This is a genomic window from Acinetobacter sp. AR2-3 (assembly GCF_001878775.1).
Taxonomy (GTDB): domain Bacteria; phylum Pseudomonadota; class Gammaproteobacteria; order Pseudomonadales; family Moraxellaceae; genus Acinetobacter; species Acinetobacter lwoffii_D.
The window spans coordinates 1-17,305 of the sequence record NZ_MJIQ01000074.1 but is presented as its reverse complement, the minus strand read 5'-3'; the positions used below and the strand labels follow the sequence as shown (position 1 = coordinate 17,305).

The 17,305-nt window shown below is 44.6% G+C and carries 17 protein-coding genes and 4 tRNA genes; 19 read left to right on the top strand and 2 right to left on the bottom strand.

The window, feature by feature from the left end:
- Positions 1-412: 412 nt before the first annotated feature.
- Together BFN00_RS13510 and argH are read right to left on the bottom strand one after the other, a co-directional pair.
- Positions 413-682, bottom strand: coding sequence for an oxidative damage protection protein (locus BFN00_RS13510; RefSeq protein WP_071852118.1), 270 nt, complete (start codon positions 680-682; stop codon positions 413-415).
- A gap of 11 nt (positions 683-693) precedes the next feature.
- Positions 694-2,124: an argininosuccinate lyase gene (gene argH, locus BFN00_RS13505; protein ID WP_171260809.1), complete on the bottom strand. Its 1,431-nt coding sequence runs from the start codon at positions 2,122-2,124 to the stop codon at positions 694-696.
- Here argH and BFN00_RS13500 point away from each other — a divergent pair.
- From BFN00_RS13500 to BFN00_RS13410, 19 genes are all read left to right on the top strand, one after another.
- Entirely contained in the window at positions 2,115-3,269 is a 1,155-nt protein-coding gene (locus BFN00_RS13500; RefSeq protein ID WP_005245810.1) for a sensor histidine kinase, read from the top strand. The two genes, argH and BFN00_RS13500, sit on opposite strands and share 10 nt — an antisense overlap.
- A 69-nt stretch (positions 3,270-3,338) precedes the next feature.
- Positions 3,339-4,079 (top strand): LytR/AlgR family response regulator transcription factor, encoded by a 741-nt coding sequence (locus BFN00_RS13495; protein ID WP_004278633.1) that lies wholly within the window; start codon positions 3,339-3,341, stop codon positions 4,077-4,079.
- 108 nt (positions 4,080-4,187) lie between these two features.
- Entirely contained in the window at positions 4,188-5,111 is a 924-nt protein-coding gene (gene hemC / locus BFN00_RS13490) for a hydroxymethylbilane synthase (protein WP_071852116.1), read from the top strand.
- Positions 5,111-5,890 carry a uroporphyrinogen-III synthase gene (locus tag BFN00_RS13485; protein ID WP_071852115.1) on the top strand — a complete coding sequence of 260 codons (780 nt, stop codon included), beginning with the start codon at positions 5,111-5,113 and terminating at the stop codon, positions 5,888-5,890. Before hemC ends, BFN00_RS13485 begins: the two co-directional genes overlap by 1 nt.
- A complete protein-coding gene (locus tag BFN00_RS13480; protein WP_071852114.1) occupies positions 5,887-6,726 on the top strand; it encodes a coiled-coil domain-containing protein in 840 nt (279 codons plus the stop codon). The genes BFN00_RS13485 and BFN00_RS13480 overlap by 4 nt, the downstream gene beginning before the upstream one ends.
- A gap of 6 nt (positions 6,727-6,732) precedes the next feature.
- Entirely contained in the window at positions 6,733-7,926 is a 1,194-nt protein-coding gene (locus BFN00_RS13475) for a hypothetical protein (protein WP_071852113.1), read from the top strand.
- Positions 7,927-7,934: 8 nt separating this feature from the next.
- Entirely contained in the window at positions 7,935-8,363 is a 429-nt protein-coding gene (locus tag BFN00_RS13470; protein WP_004729290.1) for an acyl-CoA thioesterase, read from the top strand.
- 141 nt (positions 8,364-8,504) lie between these two features.
- On the top strand, positions 8,505-8,831 hold the full coding sequence (locus tag BFN00_RS13465; protein WP_026055760.1) for an H-NS histone family protein: 327 nt from the start codon (positions 8,505-8,507) through the stop codon (positions 8,829-8,831).
- Between the two features lie 182 nt (positions 8,832-9,013).
- A complete protein-coding gene (gene gspN / locus BFN00_RS13460; protein WP_071852112.1) occupies positions 9,014-9,757 on the top strand; it encodes a type II secretion system protein N in 744 nt (247 codons plus the stop codon).
- The gene (locus BFN00_RS13455; RefSeq protein ID WP_044113058.1) at positions 9,757-10,611 is read left to right on the top strand and encodes a type II secretion system protein N; all 855 of its coding nucleotides are present in this window, start codon (positions 9,757-9,759) and stop codon (positions 10,609-10,611) included. The genes gspN and BFN00_RS13455 overlap by 1 nt, the downstream gene beginning before the upstream one ends.
- Positions 10,612-10,649: 38 nt before the next feature.
- Positions 10,650-12,911 carry a type II secretion system secretin GspD gene (gene gspD / locus BFN00_RS13450; protein ID WP_071852111.1) on the top strand — a complete coding sequence of 754 codons (2,262 nt, stop codon included), beginning with the start codon at positions 10,650-10,652 and terminating at the stop codon, positions 12,909-12,911.
- A gap of 62 nt (positions 12,912-12,973) precedes the next feature.
- A complete protein-coding gene (locus BFN00_RS13445; RefSeq protein ID WP_071852110.1) occupies positions 12,974-13,633 on the top strand; it encodes an FHA domain-containing protein in 660 nt (219 codons plus the stop codon).
- Positions 13,634-13,711: 78 nt separating this feature from the next.
- Positions 13,712-14,380, top strand: coding sequence for a phosphoglycolate phosphatase (locus tag BFN00_RS13440; protein WP_071852109.1), 669 nt, complete (start codon positions 13,712-13,714; stop codon positions 14,378-14,380).
- Between the two features lie 108 nt (positions 14,381-14,488).
- Entirely contained in the window at positions 14,489-15,982 is a 1,494-nt protein-coding gene (gene trpE / locus BFN00_RS13435; protein ID WP_071852108.1) for an anthranilate synthase component I, read from the top strand.
- Positions 15,983-16,080: 98 nt separating this feature from the next.
- Positions 16,081-16,156, top strand: a tRNA-Thr gene (locus BFN00_RS13430).
- Positions 16,157-16,212: 56 nt separating this feature from the next.
- A tRNA-Tyr gene (locus tag BFN00_RS13425) sits at positions 16,213-16,296 on the top strand.
- 38 nt (positions 16,297-16,334) lie between these two features.
- Positions 16,335-16,410 (top strand) — tRNA-Gly (locus BFN00_RS13420).
- 17 nt (positions 16,411-16,427) lie between these two features.
- Positions 16,428-16,502 (top strand) — tRNA-Thr (locus tag BFN00_RS13415).
- A 151-nt stretch (positions 16,503-16,653) separates the two neighbouring features.
- Positions 16,654-17,305 (top strand): GTP-binding protein (locus BFN00_RS13410; protein ID WP_143115424.1); only part of this gene is annotated, 652 nt, incomplete at its 3' end.

Genomic DNA, 17,305 nt, shown 5'->3' with positions numbered 1-17,305 from the left:
CTTCTTAGAGCTCATTATAGAGAGACAGTTTTTTTTAATCATGTGGCTTCTTGTAGCAGAATGTTGTGTTTTGTGAACACTCTGTATATTGATTTTACAATCCATTATTTTGATACAAATCTGAATGTTTTTCAGCAGGATAGTGGCTGACTAGATAAACGAAATAGGATAAGTAAAAAGCTGTTTTTGTGCCCTAAGTATTAGTTAGTAAGATTTGCTAGATTAGTCAAAAAAAAACCTGGGATAGGAGATTTTTAAGATTTATGCCTACGCGGATTTCATCTTTGTCTTGAGTAATGTTTAGAACAACGTATAAAAAAAGAATCCCCAAAGTTGGAGATTCTTTTAGATTAAAGCCTACGCGCGCTTTCAGCGCTTGTCTTGCGTAATTTTTAAAGCAACGCTTTAAAAATTACTCAGGCTTCAGCCCTTCGGCTTTTTCCAGAGATGCATCATTGTTAAAGAACTTTTCACGCTGTTCTTCAAGAAACTTTTTCGCATCTGCTTCAAACACATTCAAACGCTTTTCATTAATCAGCGTAGTTTGGTGTTTTAGCCATTCCTGCCAAGCCTGTTTAGACACGGTGTCAAACAGTTCCTGACCCTTTGGTCCCGGGAATGGAGCAAAGTCTAAACCTTCCATTTCTTGTTGATACTTACGGCAAAATACTTGTCGAGACATATCGGTCTTCCTTAAGCGTAAAGATTTTCTAGGCGAGTGTAAGCACGTGCAATCGCAGCTTCCACCTGAGCAGGTGCAGTACCACCAATGTGATTACGGGCATTCACCGAAGCTTCAAGGGTTAAGGCTTTTTCAAATACGTCTGCCTGAATCAGGTCAGAGAACTGTTGCAGTTGTTCGAGTGTCAATTCAGACAGGTCTTTAGATTCTTGTACACCGAGTGCAACCGCTTTACCTACAATCTCGTGCGCATCACGGAATGCCACGCCGTTTTTCACCAAGTAATCTGCCAGGTCAGTCGCAGTTGAGAAACCACGCAGCGCTGCTTCGCGCATTTCAGCAATGTTTGGAACCAGTGCAGGAATCATGTCGGCAAATGCCATCAATGAACCACGAACTGTATCGATCGCATCGAACAATGGCTCTTTATCTTCCTGATTGTCTTTGTTATAGGCTAGAGGCTGGCCTTTCATTAAAGTCAGCAGACTCATCAAATCGCCATAGACACGGCCGGTTTTACCACGTACCAGTTCAGGTACATCCGGGTTTTTCTTCTGCGGCATGATGGAAGAACCAGTACAGAAACGATCCGGAATATTCACAAATTTGAATTGCGCAGACGTCCATAGAATCAGTTCTTCAGACATACGTGATAAATGCATCATGATTAAAGATGCAGCGGCATTAAATTCAATTGCGAAATCACGATCCGATACTGCATCTAAAGAGTTTTCAGCAACTGCTTCAAAACCTAACAGTTCAGCGGTATAGGCGCGTTCAATCGGGTAAGTCGTTCCCGCAAGTGCAGCAGAACCGAGTGGCATACGGTTGACACGCTTACGGCAATCAATCAGACGCTCTGAATCACGTACCAACATTTCAAACCAGGCCATTAAATGGTGACCAAAAGTCACTGGCTGAGCGGTTTGCAAGTGGGTGAAGCCTGGCATGATGGTGTCGGTGTTTTTAGCTGCCAGACTTAAAATCCCTTTTTGTAATTTTTTCAGTAATTCCAGGATGCCATCGATTTCATCGCGCACATAAAGACGGATATCTGTCGCCACCTGGTCATTACGGCTACGGCCGGTATGCAGTTTTTTGCCGGTAATGCCGATACGCTGAGTCAGGCGTGACTCAATGTTCATGTGTACATCTTCTAAATCAATGCGCCATTCGAAGTTGCCTGCTTCAATATCGGCTTGAATCGCTGTCAGACCTTCAATAATGTCATCGCGTTCTTGCGTGGTCAGTACGCCCACTTTTGCCAGCATGGTTGCATGGGCAATCGAGCCTGCAATATCTTGTTTATAAAAACGTTGGTCAAATTGAACAGATGCTGTAAATTCAGCAACAAAAGCATCAGTCGCTTCAGAGAAACGACCGCCCCACATACCCGAAGTCTGGGCGTGTGATGGATTAGAGGAATTAGAAGATGTGGTCATGTCGGCTCAATCAGATTAAAAGCAGTAGAACGAAAAAGAGTATAACAAATTCAAAGCCCATTGCCGAAGTCACATCTGCTCAATCTTTTACATCGATAAACGAACAGACGCAAAATTCCTATTTTTTTAGCCAGATCGGCAATCTACGCTATTTGCTGGAACTGTTTGCTGGCGGCAATATTCTGGCCATGATTCTGGCGCTTGCAGAAGCGCAATCCTGGCAGGCTTTGAATGGAATGCACCTGCTGCAATATATCCTGTATATCAACTGGGTACTGTTATGTTTTGCAGCACTGGTCGAGCTGTTCCATCAAGCCTTTCAACGTATGGGAATCAAACTGGCTTTGATTTCTGGATTTCTGCTGTTACAGGCAATTGTACTGCTCACTACGGTGAACCTGAATATCTTGATATATTTTGGACAGAATTTTAATTTTCAGGATTTAAACCTGGCGATTGCGCTGGATCGGGTCGGACTCCATTTAAGTCTGGGAATTTTGCTGGGAACTTTCTGTTTTCGCTATCTTTATTTGCGTGAGCAATGGGAGCAGCAGCAGCATAGTGAGTTGAATGCTAGGATTCAGGCCATGCAGGCACGGATTCAGCCGCATTTTTTGTTTAACAGCATGAACAGTGTGATCAGCCTGATCAGTATCAATCCGGATAAAGCCGAGCACATGCTGCTGAATTTGTCACGGTTATTTCGTGCCAGTTTTCAGGAATTAAAACTGGTCAGCCTGCAGGAGGAAATTGATCTGTGCCAGCGCTATCTGGAGATTGAGCAGATCCGTCTAGGTGAGCGTTTGCAGGTCGAATGGAAGTTAGAAAACAAAGACTTATACTCACAAGTTCAAATTCCATTATTAACTTTACAACCCTTGCTAGAAAATAGTATTTTCCATGGAGTTGAAAAAATTCTTACAAAGAGTACCATAAGCATATTGGTTGAAATATTGCAAAATCAAATTAATATCATCATAACGAACCCTTATGCACAGGATAATAAAACTTTAAAAAAGGGACATGGTATTGCAATAGAAAATGTCAGACAGCGTCTGCAAGCTTATTATGGACCCAGTGTGACTTTTCAAACCTTTGCCGGCGAAGGGATGTTTACGACGGTAGTGCGATATCAATATAAATAAAAATAAATCAAAGAAATCGCAGTTAGCTTTATCATTCATCTGATGATGTTAACTGGGTAAGGAGGAGAAATGGACATCCTGATTTGTGATGATGAGCCTTTGGCCGTCGAGCGTTTATCACGTTTGGTCTCTCAACTGGGGCATGATGTGGTGGCGACAGCAAGCCATGGCCGTCAAGCGATTGATCTGGCTCACCAATACGAACCCGATGTCATCCTATTAGATATTCAAATGCCTGAAATGAACGGACTGGCTTGTGCGCAACATTTGCGTCAACTGGATCCAATGCCGGCCATTGTCTTTTGTACGGCCTATGACCAACATGCGCTGGATGCATTTAAATCAAATGCCGAAGGCTACTTACTTAAACCGGTGATGCAACAGGAATTGGCACAGGTTTTAGAGCACTTAACTAAACTTACCCAAGCTCAAATGAGCCAACTAAAACAAAAAGAAAATATGGACGAAATCAATATCAGCCGCCAGCAGATTGCGGCAAAGACCTATCGTGGTGTCGAATTGGTGCCAGTTGAAAATATCTATTATTTTCTGGCGGATCAGAAATATGTCACTGTGCGTCATAAAAACGGCAGTGTATTGATTGATGAAACCTTAAAGGAGTTAGAGCAGGAGTTTGGGAACCAGTTTATCCGGATTCATCGTAATGCCTTGATCTCGGTGCATTATCTGGATGGTCTGGAAGTGGTGAGTTCTGGTCAGTATCAGGTACGTTGTCGTGAGCTGGACGATCGTTTGGCGGTTAGTCGGCGACATTTACCGTTTTTACGAGATCGGATTCAAAAGCTTTAGCAGGGGATGAATGAGAGCATTGAGTTGAAACTTATATAAATTCACTTGCATTTTCAAGTGAGCAGGTTAAGTTTAGACTATTGTTCTCATTTACTGTTATTGAAATTTATGAAGACCCTAAAAATTGCAACTCGACAAAGTCCACTTGCGCTTTGGCAAGCGGAACACATCCGTGCGCGCCTACAAGATTTGCACGCTGGTTTGCAGGTCGAGTTAGTCACTTTTGTTACACAGGGCGATAAAATTCTAGATACACCACTGGCTAAAATTGGTGGAAAAGGACTGTTTGTAAAAGAATTAGAAGCCGCTTTACTGGATGGTCGTGCAGATCTGGCTGTGCATTCCATGAAAGATGTCCCGATGGCCTTGCCCGAAGGTCTGAGTCTGGCAGTGATCTGTGAACGTGAAGATCCCTTAGATGCCTTTGTGTCGAATACCTACACTAGTTTTGAAGAATTGCCACAAGGCGCCAAAGTCGGAACCTCAAGCTTGCGCCGTAAAACCCAGATTTTAAAACAGCGTCCAGATCTGGATATTATCGATTTACGCGGTAATGTCGGCACACGCTTGTCCAAACTGGATGCTGGTCAGTATGATGCGATTATTCTGGCCAGTGCCGGTTTAAAACGCTTGGGTCTGGCAGAACGCATTCGTCATACTCTGACGCCTGAAGTCAGTCTGCCGGCCGTGGGTCAAGGTGCGCTAGGTTTGGAATGCCGTACTCATGATCAGGCAGTGCTGGACTTGATTCAGCCACTCCTGCATGCAGATACAGATGCGTGTGTACGTGCCGAACGTGCCTTTAATGCCTATCTGGAAGGCGGTTGTCAGGTGCCGATTGCCGGTTATGCCACGCTCAAAGAGGGTGTGATTTCAATCGAAGGTCGTGTTGGCAGTATCGATGGAACAGTTTTACTTCGGGCACAGCACACTGGAAAAACGGTTGATGCAGAGCAATTGGGTGTAGAGCTGGCAAAAGACTTGCTTGATCAAGGTGCTGGTGATTTGTTGAAAGCACTCTATTCACACTGATGTTATTGATTAATACCCGGCCCAGTGATCGTGCTGCAGGCTTGACCCAACAGTTACAGGCAGCGCAAGTGTCTGTTTTAGAATTGCCCTTGCTCGAATTGCATGCCATGCCTTATTCCAATGAGCTGTTTGGTTTGTATCAGCAGCTGGAACAGGTACAGATTATTGTGGTGGTCAGCCCGACGGCTGCCCAGATTGGCATGCAATATTTACAACAGGCAGGTATTAAGCTCTCGGTCTTGGCGCAGGTGCATTGGGTGGCAGTGGGCAAAGCCACTGAACAGGCATTGGCGAACTATGGCATTCATAGTCATGTGCCTGAGGTCGAAACTTCGGAAGGCATGCTGCAATTGCCTGTGTTGAAGCAACTGGCTTCTGGTTCAGGTGTAGCTTTCTGGCGCGGAGAAGGTGGTCGTCAATTTATGATGGATCATTTACGTGCCAGCAATATTAAAGTTTTAAACTTTATTTTGTACCGGCGGCAATGTCCTGAAACGACGGCAATAATTTTGGCAGAGAACTTGGCGCTGCTTAAGACACAGCAGCGTTTTGCAGTTCTGATCACCAGTGAAGCAAGCTGGTTAAACTGGCTGGTACTTATGCAGAATGATGCAGAGTTCATGCAGCACGCCTGTTATTTGGTTTTGGGGCCACGTTTGGCTACTATTCTTGGGGAATATCAACAACAGCATCAGGCAAGTTTTCAATTCGTACAAATTGATGATTTAGACGCAAACACGATCTTGCAGAAAATGAGGCTGATACTAGGGAACGCATGAAGAAACTATTCATTGTATTGTTCATCTTAAGTTTGTCGTGGCTGGTCAAGCTTAGCTATGACCTCCATGTTTTGAATACAGCACAGACTGAACTTAATCAGAGCATCAATCAGTTACAGCAGCAAAATGCCATGCTTAATGATCAGTTCGTGGCATTAAAGCGTCAGATTTCTGCTCAGCAGGAAAAGACTGGAGTCACTGCAGCAAAAGCATCAGCAGGGGAGCCGATAACGGCTGAAATGCAGAATGATATTGCCTTAGTACAGCAACATCTGGATCTGATCGAGTTTGCATTGCAACAGCAACAATACGCCACTGCGATAGAGAAATTAAATCAGTTGTCTAATGAGCTGGATGATTATGTTCTGGCGTCCGCTTTGGTCAGCAGTTTGCAGCAAGTGATTGCAAAAGATCAGGACATGCTGAAAAAATTCGTGAACAGCCGATTAGTGCAGCAAAGTAAAGTAAAAGAACTCCTGATGCAGATAGATGCTGAAATTGAAAAAGAAATTCAGACACCACATCGTCAGCGTCCAGAAACTCAACGCTCTTTCTGGCAGCGCTGGATTCAAATTGAATCCGCAGATCAGCCAAGTACAGTCTTGATGCAACGGCATCTGGTACTGAAAGAGGCCCAGTTGCGCTTGCTCATCGCACAAAATACCTTGCAAAAAGACCAATCCGTCGCTTTTCAGCAAGCACTGAATGCCGTGATTGAAGTCTTGGAGCAATTGCCGGATGCACAGAGCCAAAAATGGATTCAGCAATTGAATCAAATCAAGGCCACCCCGATTACTCCGATTCCATTATTAAACACACGCACCCTAGTGGGCTAATTGCTTATGAAACAGATTCTGCTGGCCTATTTATTTGTCTGCTTACTTGGCATTGCGGTGCTGAGTATCCTGAGTTATGGACATGGGGCTGGCTATGTCTATCTGTATTGGCGCGAGTGGCAGTTACAAACCACCCTCTGGTTTTTGGCCGCATCCTTGGTCAGTGTAAGTTTTTTGATGCATTGCATCTGGTATGCGATCAAGCAGTATCGCAGCCGTGAACAGCGTAAAACTGAAACAGTCTTTAGTTTTTCCCGCTTGCACCCTTATGAACAATTGGCAGTCATCTGGTTATTAAACGCTGCTCAGGATCAGCGGGATTTTATTCAGCAGTCTTTCACCAAGTCGGGTTTACTCAAGCATATTATTGATGCACGTTTATCTTGGGGGCAACAGCAATATACCCATGCATTAACTGCTTTAAATCAGTCCAATCCGATGGCATTTGAATTGGCAGAATTACAGCGGATTGAAATTTATTTATCACAACAGCAAGGTGAACAAGCACTTACCCATTTAGAGTTTTTAAATCAGCATGAATTATCACCTTGGTTAATACAGGTTAAAACAGCCTATGAGCAGCGCCTTGTCGCATTGTGGGGGGTATTTGCCATGCAGTTTCCTTGGTTATATTTACGCTCGACTCAATATGGGCATTTAGACCAAGAAGTAAAAAAATCATGGCTGGAACAATTATTACTGGCCTATGACCAAGCCACACAGGACGATTTATTTTATTTACAGCAACGTTATTTAGATTTAAAACCTCAGATATTTGATCGTGAATATTCGGTCAAATTATTATGGTTGAAATTATTATTTAGAATGCCAGAAATGAGTGCCGAGCATGAAGTGCTTGCGATTCATTTAATGGAACAGCAATTTAATCAGGATGTCTTTTATTTGTGGTTCCAGCAACAGTTATTGCGGCAAAATCCAGATTATGATGCGATTGCACAACAGATTTCGCACTGGGAAGCCAAATATCCGGCATTACCGATTTTAAGCTTTGCGAAATGGCATGTGTTGCAAGCCACAGGCTATACAGATCAAGCTCAGCAATTGCTCGACTTATATCCGGATGATATCCGGATGAGTTATTTAAGAATTAAAGCTGCCTTACAAGATCGGGAGGACTTGCTACAGCAGTTAAATGCAGTATTTGAATCGAATGTAAACTTTATAGAAATTAAGACTTGAGAATAATGATGTCAGAATTAAAACAATATCCAGTTATTTATGAACAAACAGTTGCATGGGGCGATATGGATGCCTTTGGACATGTCAATAATGCCATGTATTACCGTTATGTCGAAAGTGCACGTCTAGCTTATTTAACCCAATTAGAAATTCTCACTGAATCGGTATCTACCGTAGTGGCATCCAATCAGTGCCGTTATTTAAAACCCGTGGTTTTTCCTGATCATTTAAAAGTGGCAGCACGTATTGAAGAAATCCGTAATAGTGCAGTTAGAATGCAATATGTATTATGGAGTGAAAAACAGCAAAGTATTGTGGCTACTTCAGAAGCAGTGATTGTCTGTGTCGATAAAAAGACCATGCAGAAAACAGAAATTCCGGAACATATTCGCGAAAAAATCAAAGCACTTGAATTAAGCGTTCAACATGAAATTTAAAAATGAATGAAGCATTTTATTTTGTAATTTTTTTTAAACTTTATTGTTATTGCTTTAAGGTTTTATATTGAATGTTTTATTTAATATAAATATGATGGGGCTATTATTTAATAAAATGAATAATATTATTTTTCGGAGAGCATTATGCCAGATATTACGCATTTATCAGTAGAAGAGTTAAAACGTTTACAAGCAGAAGCAGAATCGCTGATTGCTTCAAAAAAAGATCAAGAAATTGAAGACGCTTATCAGCAAATCTTGGCAGTTGCTGAGAAAGTTGGTATGACGGTTGAACAGTTACTTGAATTTGGTGCATCTAAGCGTAAGAAATCGTCACGTAAGTCGGTTGAACCGCGTTACCGTAGCAAAAGCAATCCGGACGATACCTGGACTGGCCGTGGTAAACAGCCGCGCTGGTTGGTGGCTGAATTGGAAAAAGGCGCAAAGCTGGACGATTTCCTGATCTAAGCCTTCATTTGATCTGGTCATTAGGCTGTCATACAGACAGTCTAAGATGATTAAACCAAGCATACCTGCTTGGTTTTTTTATATCTATGAATTGGCGTTGGCAGAAAAGTGTGCATAATGTGTGGGTATAAGGGGAAAATTATAAATGGGGATTTGGACTTGAGCGATTGGTCGTGGTGGGGATGAGCAGTAAACCGAAAACTTTAAGATGGTTGATCCTTGCTCTTGTTGCATTTTTTATTTTTGTCGTATTACAAGTGCCAGCGGCCTGGTTAATTTCAAAATTTTATAAAAATAACCAGACTTTGCATAATGTAAACGGAAATATCTGGCAGGGAAGTGCGGACTGGAAAAAAGGCAATCTTCGGGGCAGTCTGAACTGGAAAGTACGGCCGCTGGATTTGCTGTTGCTGCGGGTTGGGGCACATGTGGATTTGCATAGTGGCAATACCCAGCTTTCCGGGATCATGGCCTATGGTCTGAATAAATCTTTAATTGTCAAAAATCTTGAAGGGCAGGTCGCGCCTGAAACCTTAAAAAAAGTTGCAGACTGGCAATGGCCGAGTACTGCGATTCAGTTTAAAGATCTGGATTTTAAATATAAAAAAGAACAGGGCTTCAGTCAGGTGGCTGGGCAAATGCAATGGGCGGGTGGTGAGCTGATTTATACCTTTGCCCAGCGTCAGGAACGCATGAATGTACCTGCCATGACTGGAAAACTCGCAGATGAAAGCGGACAGCTGTTAGTTGATGTTCGGGATAGTCGCGATCAACGTATGCTGAATATCAAGCTTGATCCGAGTCTGATGCTGGATATCCAGCTCACCCAGCGCTTTTTAATGAATGCACCTTCTTATGAAGGTAAAGCCGGATTAGATACCTATGTGATCAGTACCCGCCAACCCTTAATGGGAGGCTTGAACTGATGGCAGTTTCTCTGAATGATTTAAAAAATATTGAACTGAAACAGATCGATCGTGCTGCACCTGTGGTTTTGTTACTGCTCATTCTGTATCTATGCTGGAAGCTGGCGGCTTTGTTCTGGTTGCTGATAGCTCCACCCCAAGCCATGCAGCTGGATCGGGTAGAACTGGGTTCGCAACAGGCACAAATTCCGAATATCGGTGCATTTTCACTGTTTCAGGAAGTTGGGCAGTCTGTGGGTGCTATTGAAACTACCAATATCATTTTACAAGGGGTGGTGGTTGCCAGTCCAAGTTATAACTCTTCTGCGGTACTGAAAATTAATGATCAGGTCGATCGTTACCGTGTCGGGGAAATGCTAGCCAATAGCGGTTTTGAGTTGGCTGAAGTGTATTGGGATCGGGTTATTTTACGTCGATCCACAGGTGCTACTCAGGAAGTCTTATTCAAAGGTCTGGAAAATGGCTTGAATCAGCCGATTGTGCCGGAAACATCAGCCTCTTCAAGTTCAATGCCTGCTATGCCTTCTAATAGTGGTATGCCTGAGCAGCCTTCGCCACAGAATGAAATTGGTCGGGCCATCCAGCAGATGCAGGAAAACAAGGACCAGTATTTACAGAATATGGGGGTGAGTGCAGCAGATGGAAGTTATGAAGTGACTTCACGGACGCCGGCTGCATTACGTAATCGCCTGGGTTTAAGACCGGGCGACCGGATTTTGTCTTTAAATGGCCAGACGCTGAGCCAGGGACAGACCGAAGCACAATTACTGGAACAGGCCCGACGTGAAGGTCAGGTCAAACTCGAAATAAAACGTGGTGATCAGGTGATGACCATACAACAAGATTTGAAGTGATGTGTCATCACGCATAGGGTTAGGAAACACGAAAGTTTATGGCTTTATTTAATAATAATCGATCAGCATGGGCATTCTGTGTGGCCGCACCGTTAATGGCTATGGTCAGTACGGCGAGTTATGCACAAACCTGGAAAATCAACCTTCGAGATGCTGACTTAACTGCATTCATTAATGAAGTGGCCGATATTACCGGCAAAAACTTCGCAGTCGATCCGCGGGTACGTGGCAACGTGACGGTCATCTCCAATAAAGCCCTGAATAAAAATGAAGTCTATGACCTGTTTTTAGGCGTACTGAATGTCAATGGTGTGGTGGCGATTCCTTCGGGTAACACCATCAAGCTGGTTCCGGACAGCAATGTCAAAAGTTCAGGCATTCCCTATGATGCCAGAAGCCGTGCCAGTGGTGACCAGATTGTAACTCGGGTGTTATGGCTGGAAAATACCAATCCGAATGATCTGATTCCTGCATTGCGTCCCTTGATGCCGCAGTTTGCCCATCTGGCGGCGGTGCCGGGGACGAATGCCTTAATTGTATCGGATCGTGCCAGCAATATTTACCAGCTGGAAACTATCATTCGCAATCTGGATGGCACCGGTCAGAATGATATTGAAGCGGTGAGCTTGCAATCCAGTCAGGCCGAAGAAATGATTGGACTGATTGAATCCATGACTGCAACCGGTGGAGCCAAAGATGTCCGCGGTTCGCGGGTGCGGGTGATTGCAGATACCCGTACTAACCGGATCATCATCAAAGGTGATCCCACGACGCGCAAACGGGTGCGTCAAGTGATCGAAACCTTGGATGTACCGGCCGCGGATCGTTTGGGTGGATTAAAAGTTTTTCGTTTGAAATATGCCAGTGCCAAAAATCTTGCGGAAATCTTGCAGGGTTTGGTGAGCGGGCAGGCGGTGAACAGTAATTCAAATTCGAGTAGTACATCCTCGAACTCGTCTTCACTCAGTTCTGGCAGCAATTTAAATAACAACAATACGACTACCGGTTCAAGTAGCAACACCTCTTCAGGCATTCAGCTGAATACCGGCATGAATAATGAGCAGGGCGGAATTACCAGCTTTAATGGCAATGGCGTCAGTATTATTGCCGATACCACACAAAACTCTTTAGTGGTGAAAGCGGATCCACAACTGATGCGGGAAATTGAATCGGCAATTGACCAGCTGGATATTCGCCGTCAACAGGTTTTGATTGAGGCCGCGATTATTGAAGTTGAAGGAACTGATGCGGATCAACTCGGTGTGCAATGGGCCTTGGGTGATATCAGTAGTGGTATTGGGCTGGTGAACTTCGATAATTTTGGTACCAGTCTAAAAAATATTGCGGCTGGTTATCTCACCGGTGGTGGTGCAGGTGCTGCAAGTGCCGTAGGCGCGGGCAGTTCACTGGTACTCGGTGATTATCGTGAAGGCAGTGATGGTTCCCGACGTCTGTATGGCGCGATGATTCAGGCACTTAAAGAAACCACTAAATCCAACCTGTTGTCTACGCCGTCGATCGTGACCATGGATAACGAAGAAGCCTATATTGTAGTGGGTGAAAACGTACCCTTTGTGACAGGCTCAGTATCTACAGGCGCTGCTGGAGTTGCTAATCCCTATACCACCATTGAACGTAAGGATGTCGGGGTCACTTTAAAGGTGGTTCCACATATTGGCGAAGATGGTACGGTACGCCTGGAAGTGGAACAGGAAGTTTCTGATGTCAAAGCCAGTAAAGGGCAGGCGCAGGATCTGGTTACCAGCAAGCGAGCGATCAAAACCTCAATTCTGGCCGAACATGGACAAACTATTGTGCTTGGCGGTCTGATTTCGGATAACACCAGTTATGGACGCCAAGCGGTGCCGGGTCTGGGTGCAATTCCAGGCTTAGGACGTTTATTCCGTTCTGAAGGTAAATCCAATCAGAAGCGTAACTTATTGATCTTTATCCATCCAACCATTGTGGGGGATAAAAATGCAGTGCGTAAACTGACCCAGCAACGTTATAGTCAGTTATATAGTCTGCAACTCGCACTCGATTCAGACGGGAACTTTGCCAAATTGCCAGAAAGTGTTGAAGATGTGTATCAACAGCGAATTCCGGTATCCAGAACGCCCTTGCAAAACTCGACCTATCAAACTGTGCCGACCGCACCGGTTCAGGCACAACCAGTTAATGTAGTCGCCACGCCGGTCGCGATAGAACCAGTGATTCAGCGACAAGTGGTAGAACCCGTCCAACAGGTAGAAAAAAGTAAAAATACCGTTACAACAACCACACTTAGACCCAAAAGCTAAGCCATTCGTATTTGCAGACAGCATGTTATGATAATGTCAAAGAGAACAGAGAAGTAACTTTCATGACTTGGAAAATACACGCGATTACAGGCGACTTAACAGGACAGGAAATTAGCATTGACCGTGACATGCTGGTAGGGCGTCATCAGGCTGCGGATATCGTGTTACAGGCTGCGGAAATCTCCCGTAAACATGCGGCATTTTTACTGAAAGATGATGCGCTCTGGGTGCAGGATTTGGGTTCATCGAATGGCACTTTCGTCAATGATGTACAGATTGCGCAGGAAACCTTATTAAAACAGGATGACATTGTTCAGTTTGCCAGCTTGAAATTTTCAGTACTGGCACCTGTGGCTGCAGTTGAAGTTCCAGCAGAAATTGAAGCAACGGCAGAAAAAGTCGTGGAACAGGTCGAAGTCGCTGAGCCTACACCTGCGCAGCAAATGAATGATCAGGGAATGCCGGAACTGAAACATCGTGATGCTTCGGTGCAATTAACCCGTGATGGCATGCCAACCAATGTCGGTATTCCAAAACCGGCACCTATTCCGGAAGGCGTGGACATTAGTGCGGTGAAACCAGAGCCTACCCCAATTCCGGTTGAGCAACCTGTATCACGCGTAGAACAGAAAAAAGAAACCCAGAAAAATGTATCTGTTGGTTTGATTTCAGTGATTGTGCTGATTATTTTAGCAATTATGGCTTGGTTGTTGTTCAAATAAGCCGATGATTGGTTACAATCAAGGCATGCATAGCGCATGCCTTTTTTGTGGCTGCGCACATTATAAAAGAGGGTCGGGATGTCTATTGCACAATTAGAAAAGCGCGAACTGATCTTATTCGATCTGGATGGTACCTTGGTGGATTCAGCACATGATCTGTATCGCGCCATGAATATGAGCCTGAATGTGCTGCAATTGCCTCTGGTGACCGAAGAGCAGGTACGGACCTGGGTAGGCAAGGGCACGTCGATATTTTGTGAGAGTGTATTGCAGCATCTGGTTGGCGAAGTTACGCCGGCACAGCATCAGGAACTCTTAACGACTTTTCTGGATATCTATAATGTCGATCCCTGCGTCGATACCGTTCCTTTTCCGGGAATCCTGAAATTTCTGGACTGGGCCAAAGCCCAAGGTAAAACCCTGATTTGTGTGACCAATAAGCCTGAACTTCCTGCCCGCAGTATCTTAGATACCTTGGATATGGCTCATTATTTTGCCGATATCATTGGTGGTGACCGTTTTACTGAACGTAAACCGCACCCACGCCAGTTGCTGCACTGTGTTGAACATTATGGCGTAAGTAAAGAACAGGTTTTGCTTATTGGAGATTCTTCCAATGATGTCGAAGCTGCGCGCCGCGCCGGGATTGATTGTGTTGTAGTCAGCTATGGCTATAATCATGGTGAAAATATTGCAGATTGTCAGCCACAGCAGATTGTGGATGATCTTAGAGAATTACTTGCCTAATACGCGTACTAAGGAAAGAAAATGAATAGTTGTAAGGTTTTTCGATGGCGTCGCTCAGTTCAATTCTATTTACATACTGAGTAACCCTAATTTAAAGAGAAAAACCGCATGACCACTCAAGCACAATTCCAGCAACTTGCTGCGCAAGGCTATAACCTCATTCCTGTTTATCGTCAGCGTCTGGCAGATACCGATACACCACTTTCTATTTTTGCTCGGCTTAAACAGCATCAGCAGGCTTATTTATTCGAGTCTGTAGAAGGTGGTGAGAACTGGGCACGCTATTCGATTATTGGACTAGGTGAATCCACGGTATTTTCCTGCAATGCAGGCGGGTTGACGGTACAGCACGCAGATGATTCGATTGAAAAGCAGCACTGTGCGGACCCATTTCAATATATTCGCGACTTTCAGGCGCAATTTAAGGTGCCAACCCAGGCAGAATTACCGGACCTACCGAGTTTTACTGGTGGATTAGTCGGTTACTTTGGTTATGACGCGGTGCGTTATATCGAACCGAAATTAAAAAATGTGCCGGAAGCGGATCCGGTCGGCTTGCCAGATATCTGGATGATGCTCTCTAAAACAGTGATTGTCTTTGATAACCTGAAAGATACCTTGTTCTTAATTGTACATGCGGATGCCACTGCCCCGGGTTCTTATGAAAAAGCACATGAACAATTAAATGAATTGGAAAATATTCTGGCCACGCCCATCAGCCTTAAAGCTGAAAAACATACGCCGCCACATTTTGAGTCCCTCACCGGACATGACAACTTCATTGCTTCGGTCGAAAAGGTCAAAGAGTATATTCGTGCCGGTGATGTAATGCAGGTGGTGCCGGGGCACCGGATGGTCTCTGATTTCGATGGTGATCCGCTACAAGTGTATCGTGCGCTGCGTCATCTCAATCCATCACCGTATTTGTTCCTGGTGCAAGGGCAGACCTTGGAAAACAACACGCCATTCCATATTGTCGGTTCTTCACCGGAAATTCTGTCCCGTCTGGAAAATGGAATTGCCACAGTTCGTCCATTAGCGGGGACCCGTCCACGCGGCAAAACCAAAGAAGAAGATCTGGCGCTTGAGCAAGACTTATTGTCTGATGAAAAAGAAATTGCTGAACATGTCATGCTGATTGACTTGGGACGTAATGATGTGGGACGCATCGCAAAAATTGGCAAAGTGCAGGTGACTGATCAAATGGTGATCGAACGTTATTCGCATGTGATGCATATTGTCTCCAATGTGCAGGGTGAAGTACGTGATGATGTCGATGCCCTGGATGTTTTTAAGGCAACTTTCCCAGCAGGTACACTTTCAGGTGCGCCAAAAATCCGTGCGATGGAAATTATTGACGAGGTTGAGCCGGTAAAACGTGGAATTTTCGGTGGCGCTGTTGGTTATTTAGGCTGGCACGGCGAAATGGACATGTCGATTGCGATTCGTACCTGTGTCATTCGCGAAAATAAGGTCTATGTGCAGGCCGGAGCAGGACTGGTTGCCGACTCAAATCCTGAATCTGAGTGGAATGAAACCCAAATAAAAGCTCGCGCAGTGATCAAAGCGGTTGAATTATCATCAAATGGTTTGATTTTATGAGTTTTTGAGGTTTTTTTTGAAAAAAACACTTGCAAGGATTCTGAGTTTTGCTAAACTGCACACCGTTCCGATACGAAACGTACGAAACACTAAGAAACGCCGGCATAGCTCAGTTGGTAGAGCAACTGACTTGTAATCAGTAGGTCCACAGTTCGAATCCGTGTGCCGGCACCATCTTAGAAGTTTGGTAGTGTGAAGTAAAGAACAGCACTGATGTAAGTGTAAAAAATGGTGAGGTTCCCGAGCGGTCAAAGGGGGCGGACTGTAACTCCGCTACGAAAGTTTCGAAGGTTCGAATCCTTCCCTCACCACCAATTTTAAGACTTCAATAAGTGGTTTGTACCAACATCGTGCGGGAGTAGCTCAGTTGGTAGAGCGGTAGCCTTCCAAGCTACATGTCGCGAGTTCGACCCTCGTCTCCCGCTCCATTGAAGTACTAATATTTGCTCTTATAGCTCAGTGGTAGAGCACTCCCTTGGTAAGGGAGAGGTCTCGAGTTCAAATCTCGATAAGAGCTCCAGATTACAGTTTAGCAACTTTGTTGCAAAGAAATTCCAAAAGCAGGCTATTTAGTCTGCTTTTCAAGTATTTGGTGTTCGGTTTTTTTTAAACGATATGTCGGAGCTGGGTTTTACTCAGAATTGTGTTCGACGTAAACGAGGAAGATTAACATGGCTAAGGCTAAGTTTGAACGTAATAAGCCACACGTTAACGTGGGCACAATTGGTCACGTTGACCATGGTAAAACAACTTTAACGGCTGCAATTGCAACTGTATGTGCGAAGAAATTCGGTGGCGAAGCGAAAGACTACGCTGCAATCGACTCTGCACCAGAAGAAAAAGCACGTGGTATTACAATTAATACTTCACACGTAGAATACGATTCCCCAACTCGTCACTACGCTCACGTAGACTGCCCGGGCCACGCCGATTATGTTAAAAACATGATTACTGGTGCTGCTCAGATGGACGGCGCGATCCTTGTATGTGCTGCGACTGATGGTCCTATGCCACAGACTCGTGAACACATCCTGCTTTCTCGTCAGGTAGGTGTACCTTACATCGTTGTATTCTTGAACAAATGCGACCTTGTAGACGACGAAGAGCTTCTTGAGCTAGTTGAAATGGAAGTTCGTGAACTTCTTTCTACTTACGACTTCCCGGGTGATGACACTCCAGTAATCCGTGGTTCTGCTCTTCTTGCGCTTAACGGTGATGACAGCCAATACGGCGAGCCAGCTGTAGTTGCGCTTGTTGAAGCACTTGATTCTTACATTCCAGAGCCAGAGCGTGCGATCGATCTTCCATTCCTTATGCCAATTG

Excerpts from the sequence above, each read along its gene's own strand:
- BFN00_RS13510 (WP_071852118.1), bottom strand. The coding sequence starts at position 682 with ATGTCTCGACAAGTATTTTGCCGTAAGTATCAACAAGAAATGGAAGGT.
- BFN00_RS13500 (WP_005245810.1), top strand. The coding sequence starts at position 2,115 with ATGTGGTCATGTCGGCTCAATCAGATTAAAAGCAGTAGAACGAAAAAG.
- argH (WP_171260809.1), bottom strand. The coding sequence starts at position 2,124 with ATGACCACATCTTCTAATTCCTCTAATCCATCACACGCCCAGACTTCG.
- BFN00_RS13495 (WP_004278633.1), top strand. The coding sequence starts at position 3,339 with ATGGACATCCTGATTTGTGATGATGAGCCTTTGGCCGTCGAGCGTTTA.
- hemC (WP_071852116.1), top strand. The coding sequence starts at position 4,188 with ATGAAGACCCTAAAAATTGCAACTCGACAAAGTCCACTTGCGCTTTGG.
- BFN00_RS13485 (WP_071852115.1), top strand. The coding sequence starts at position 5,111 with ATGTTATTGATTAATACCCGGCCCAGTGATCGTGCTGCAGGCTTGACC.
- BFN00_RS13480 (WP_071852114.1), top strand. The coding sequence starts at position 5,887 with ATGAAGAAACTATTCATTGTATTGTTCATCTTAAGTTTGTCGTGGCTG.
- BFN00_RS13475 (WP_071852113.1), top strand. The coding sequence starts at position 6,733 with ATGAAACAGATTCTGCTGGCCTATTTATTTGTCTGCTTACTTGGCATT.
- BFN00_RS13470 (WP_004729290.1), top strand. The coding sequence starts at position 7,935 with ATGTCAGAATTAAAACAATATCCAGTTATTTATGAACAAACAGTTGCA.
- gspN (WP_071852112.1), top strand. The coding sequence starts at position 9,014 with ATGAGCAGTAAACCGAAAACTTTAAGATGGTTGATCCTTGCTCTTGTT.
- BFN00_RS13455 (WP_044113058.1), top strand. The coding sequence starts at position 9,757 with ATGGCAGTTTCTCTGAATGATTTAAAAAATATTGAACTGAAACAGATC.
- gspD (WP_071852111.1), top strand. The coding sequence starts at position 10,650 with ATGGCTTTATTTAATAATAATCGATCAGCATGGGCATTCTGTGTGGCC.
- BFN00_RS13445 (WP_071852110.1), top strand. The coding sequence starts at position 12,974 with ATGACTTGGAAAATACACGCGATTACAGGCGACTTAACAGGACAGGAA.
- BFN00_RS13440 (WP_071852109.1), top strand. The coding sequence starts at position 13,712 with ATGTCTATTGCACAATTAGAAAAGCGCGAACTGATCTTATTCGATCTG.
- trpE (WP_071852108.1), top strand. The coding sequence starts at position 14,489 with ATGACCACTCAAGCACAATTCCAGCAACTTGCTGCGCAAGGCTATAAC.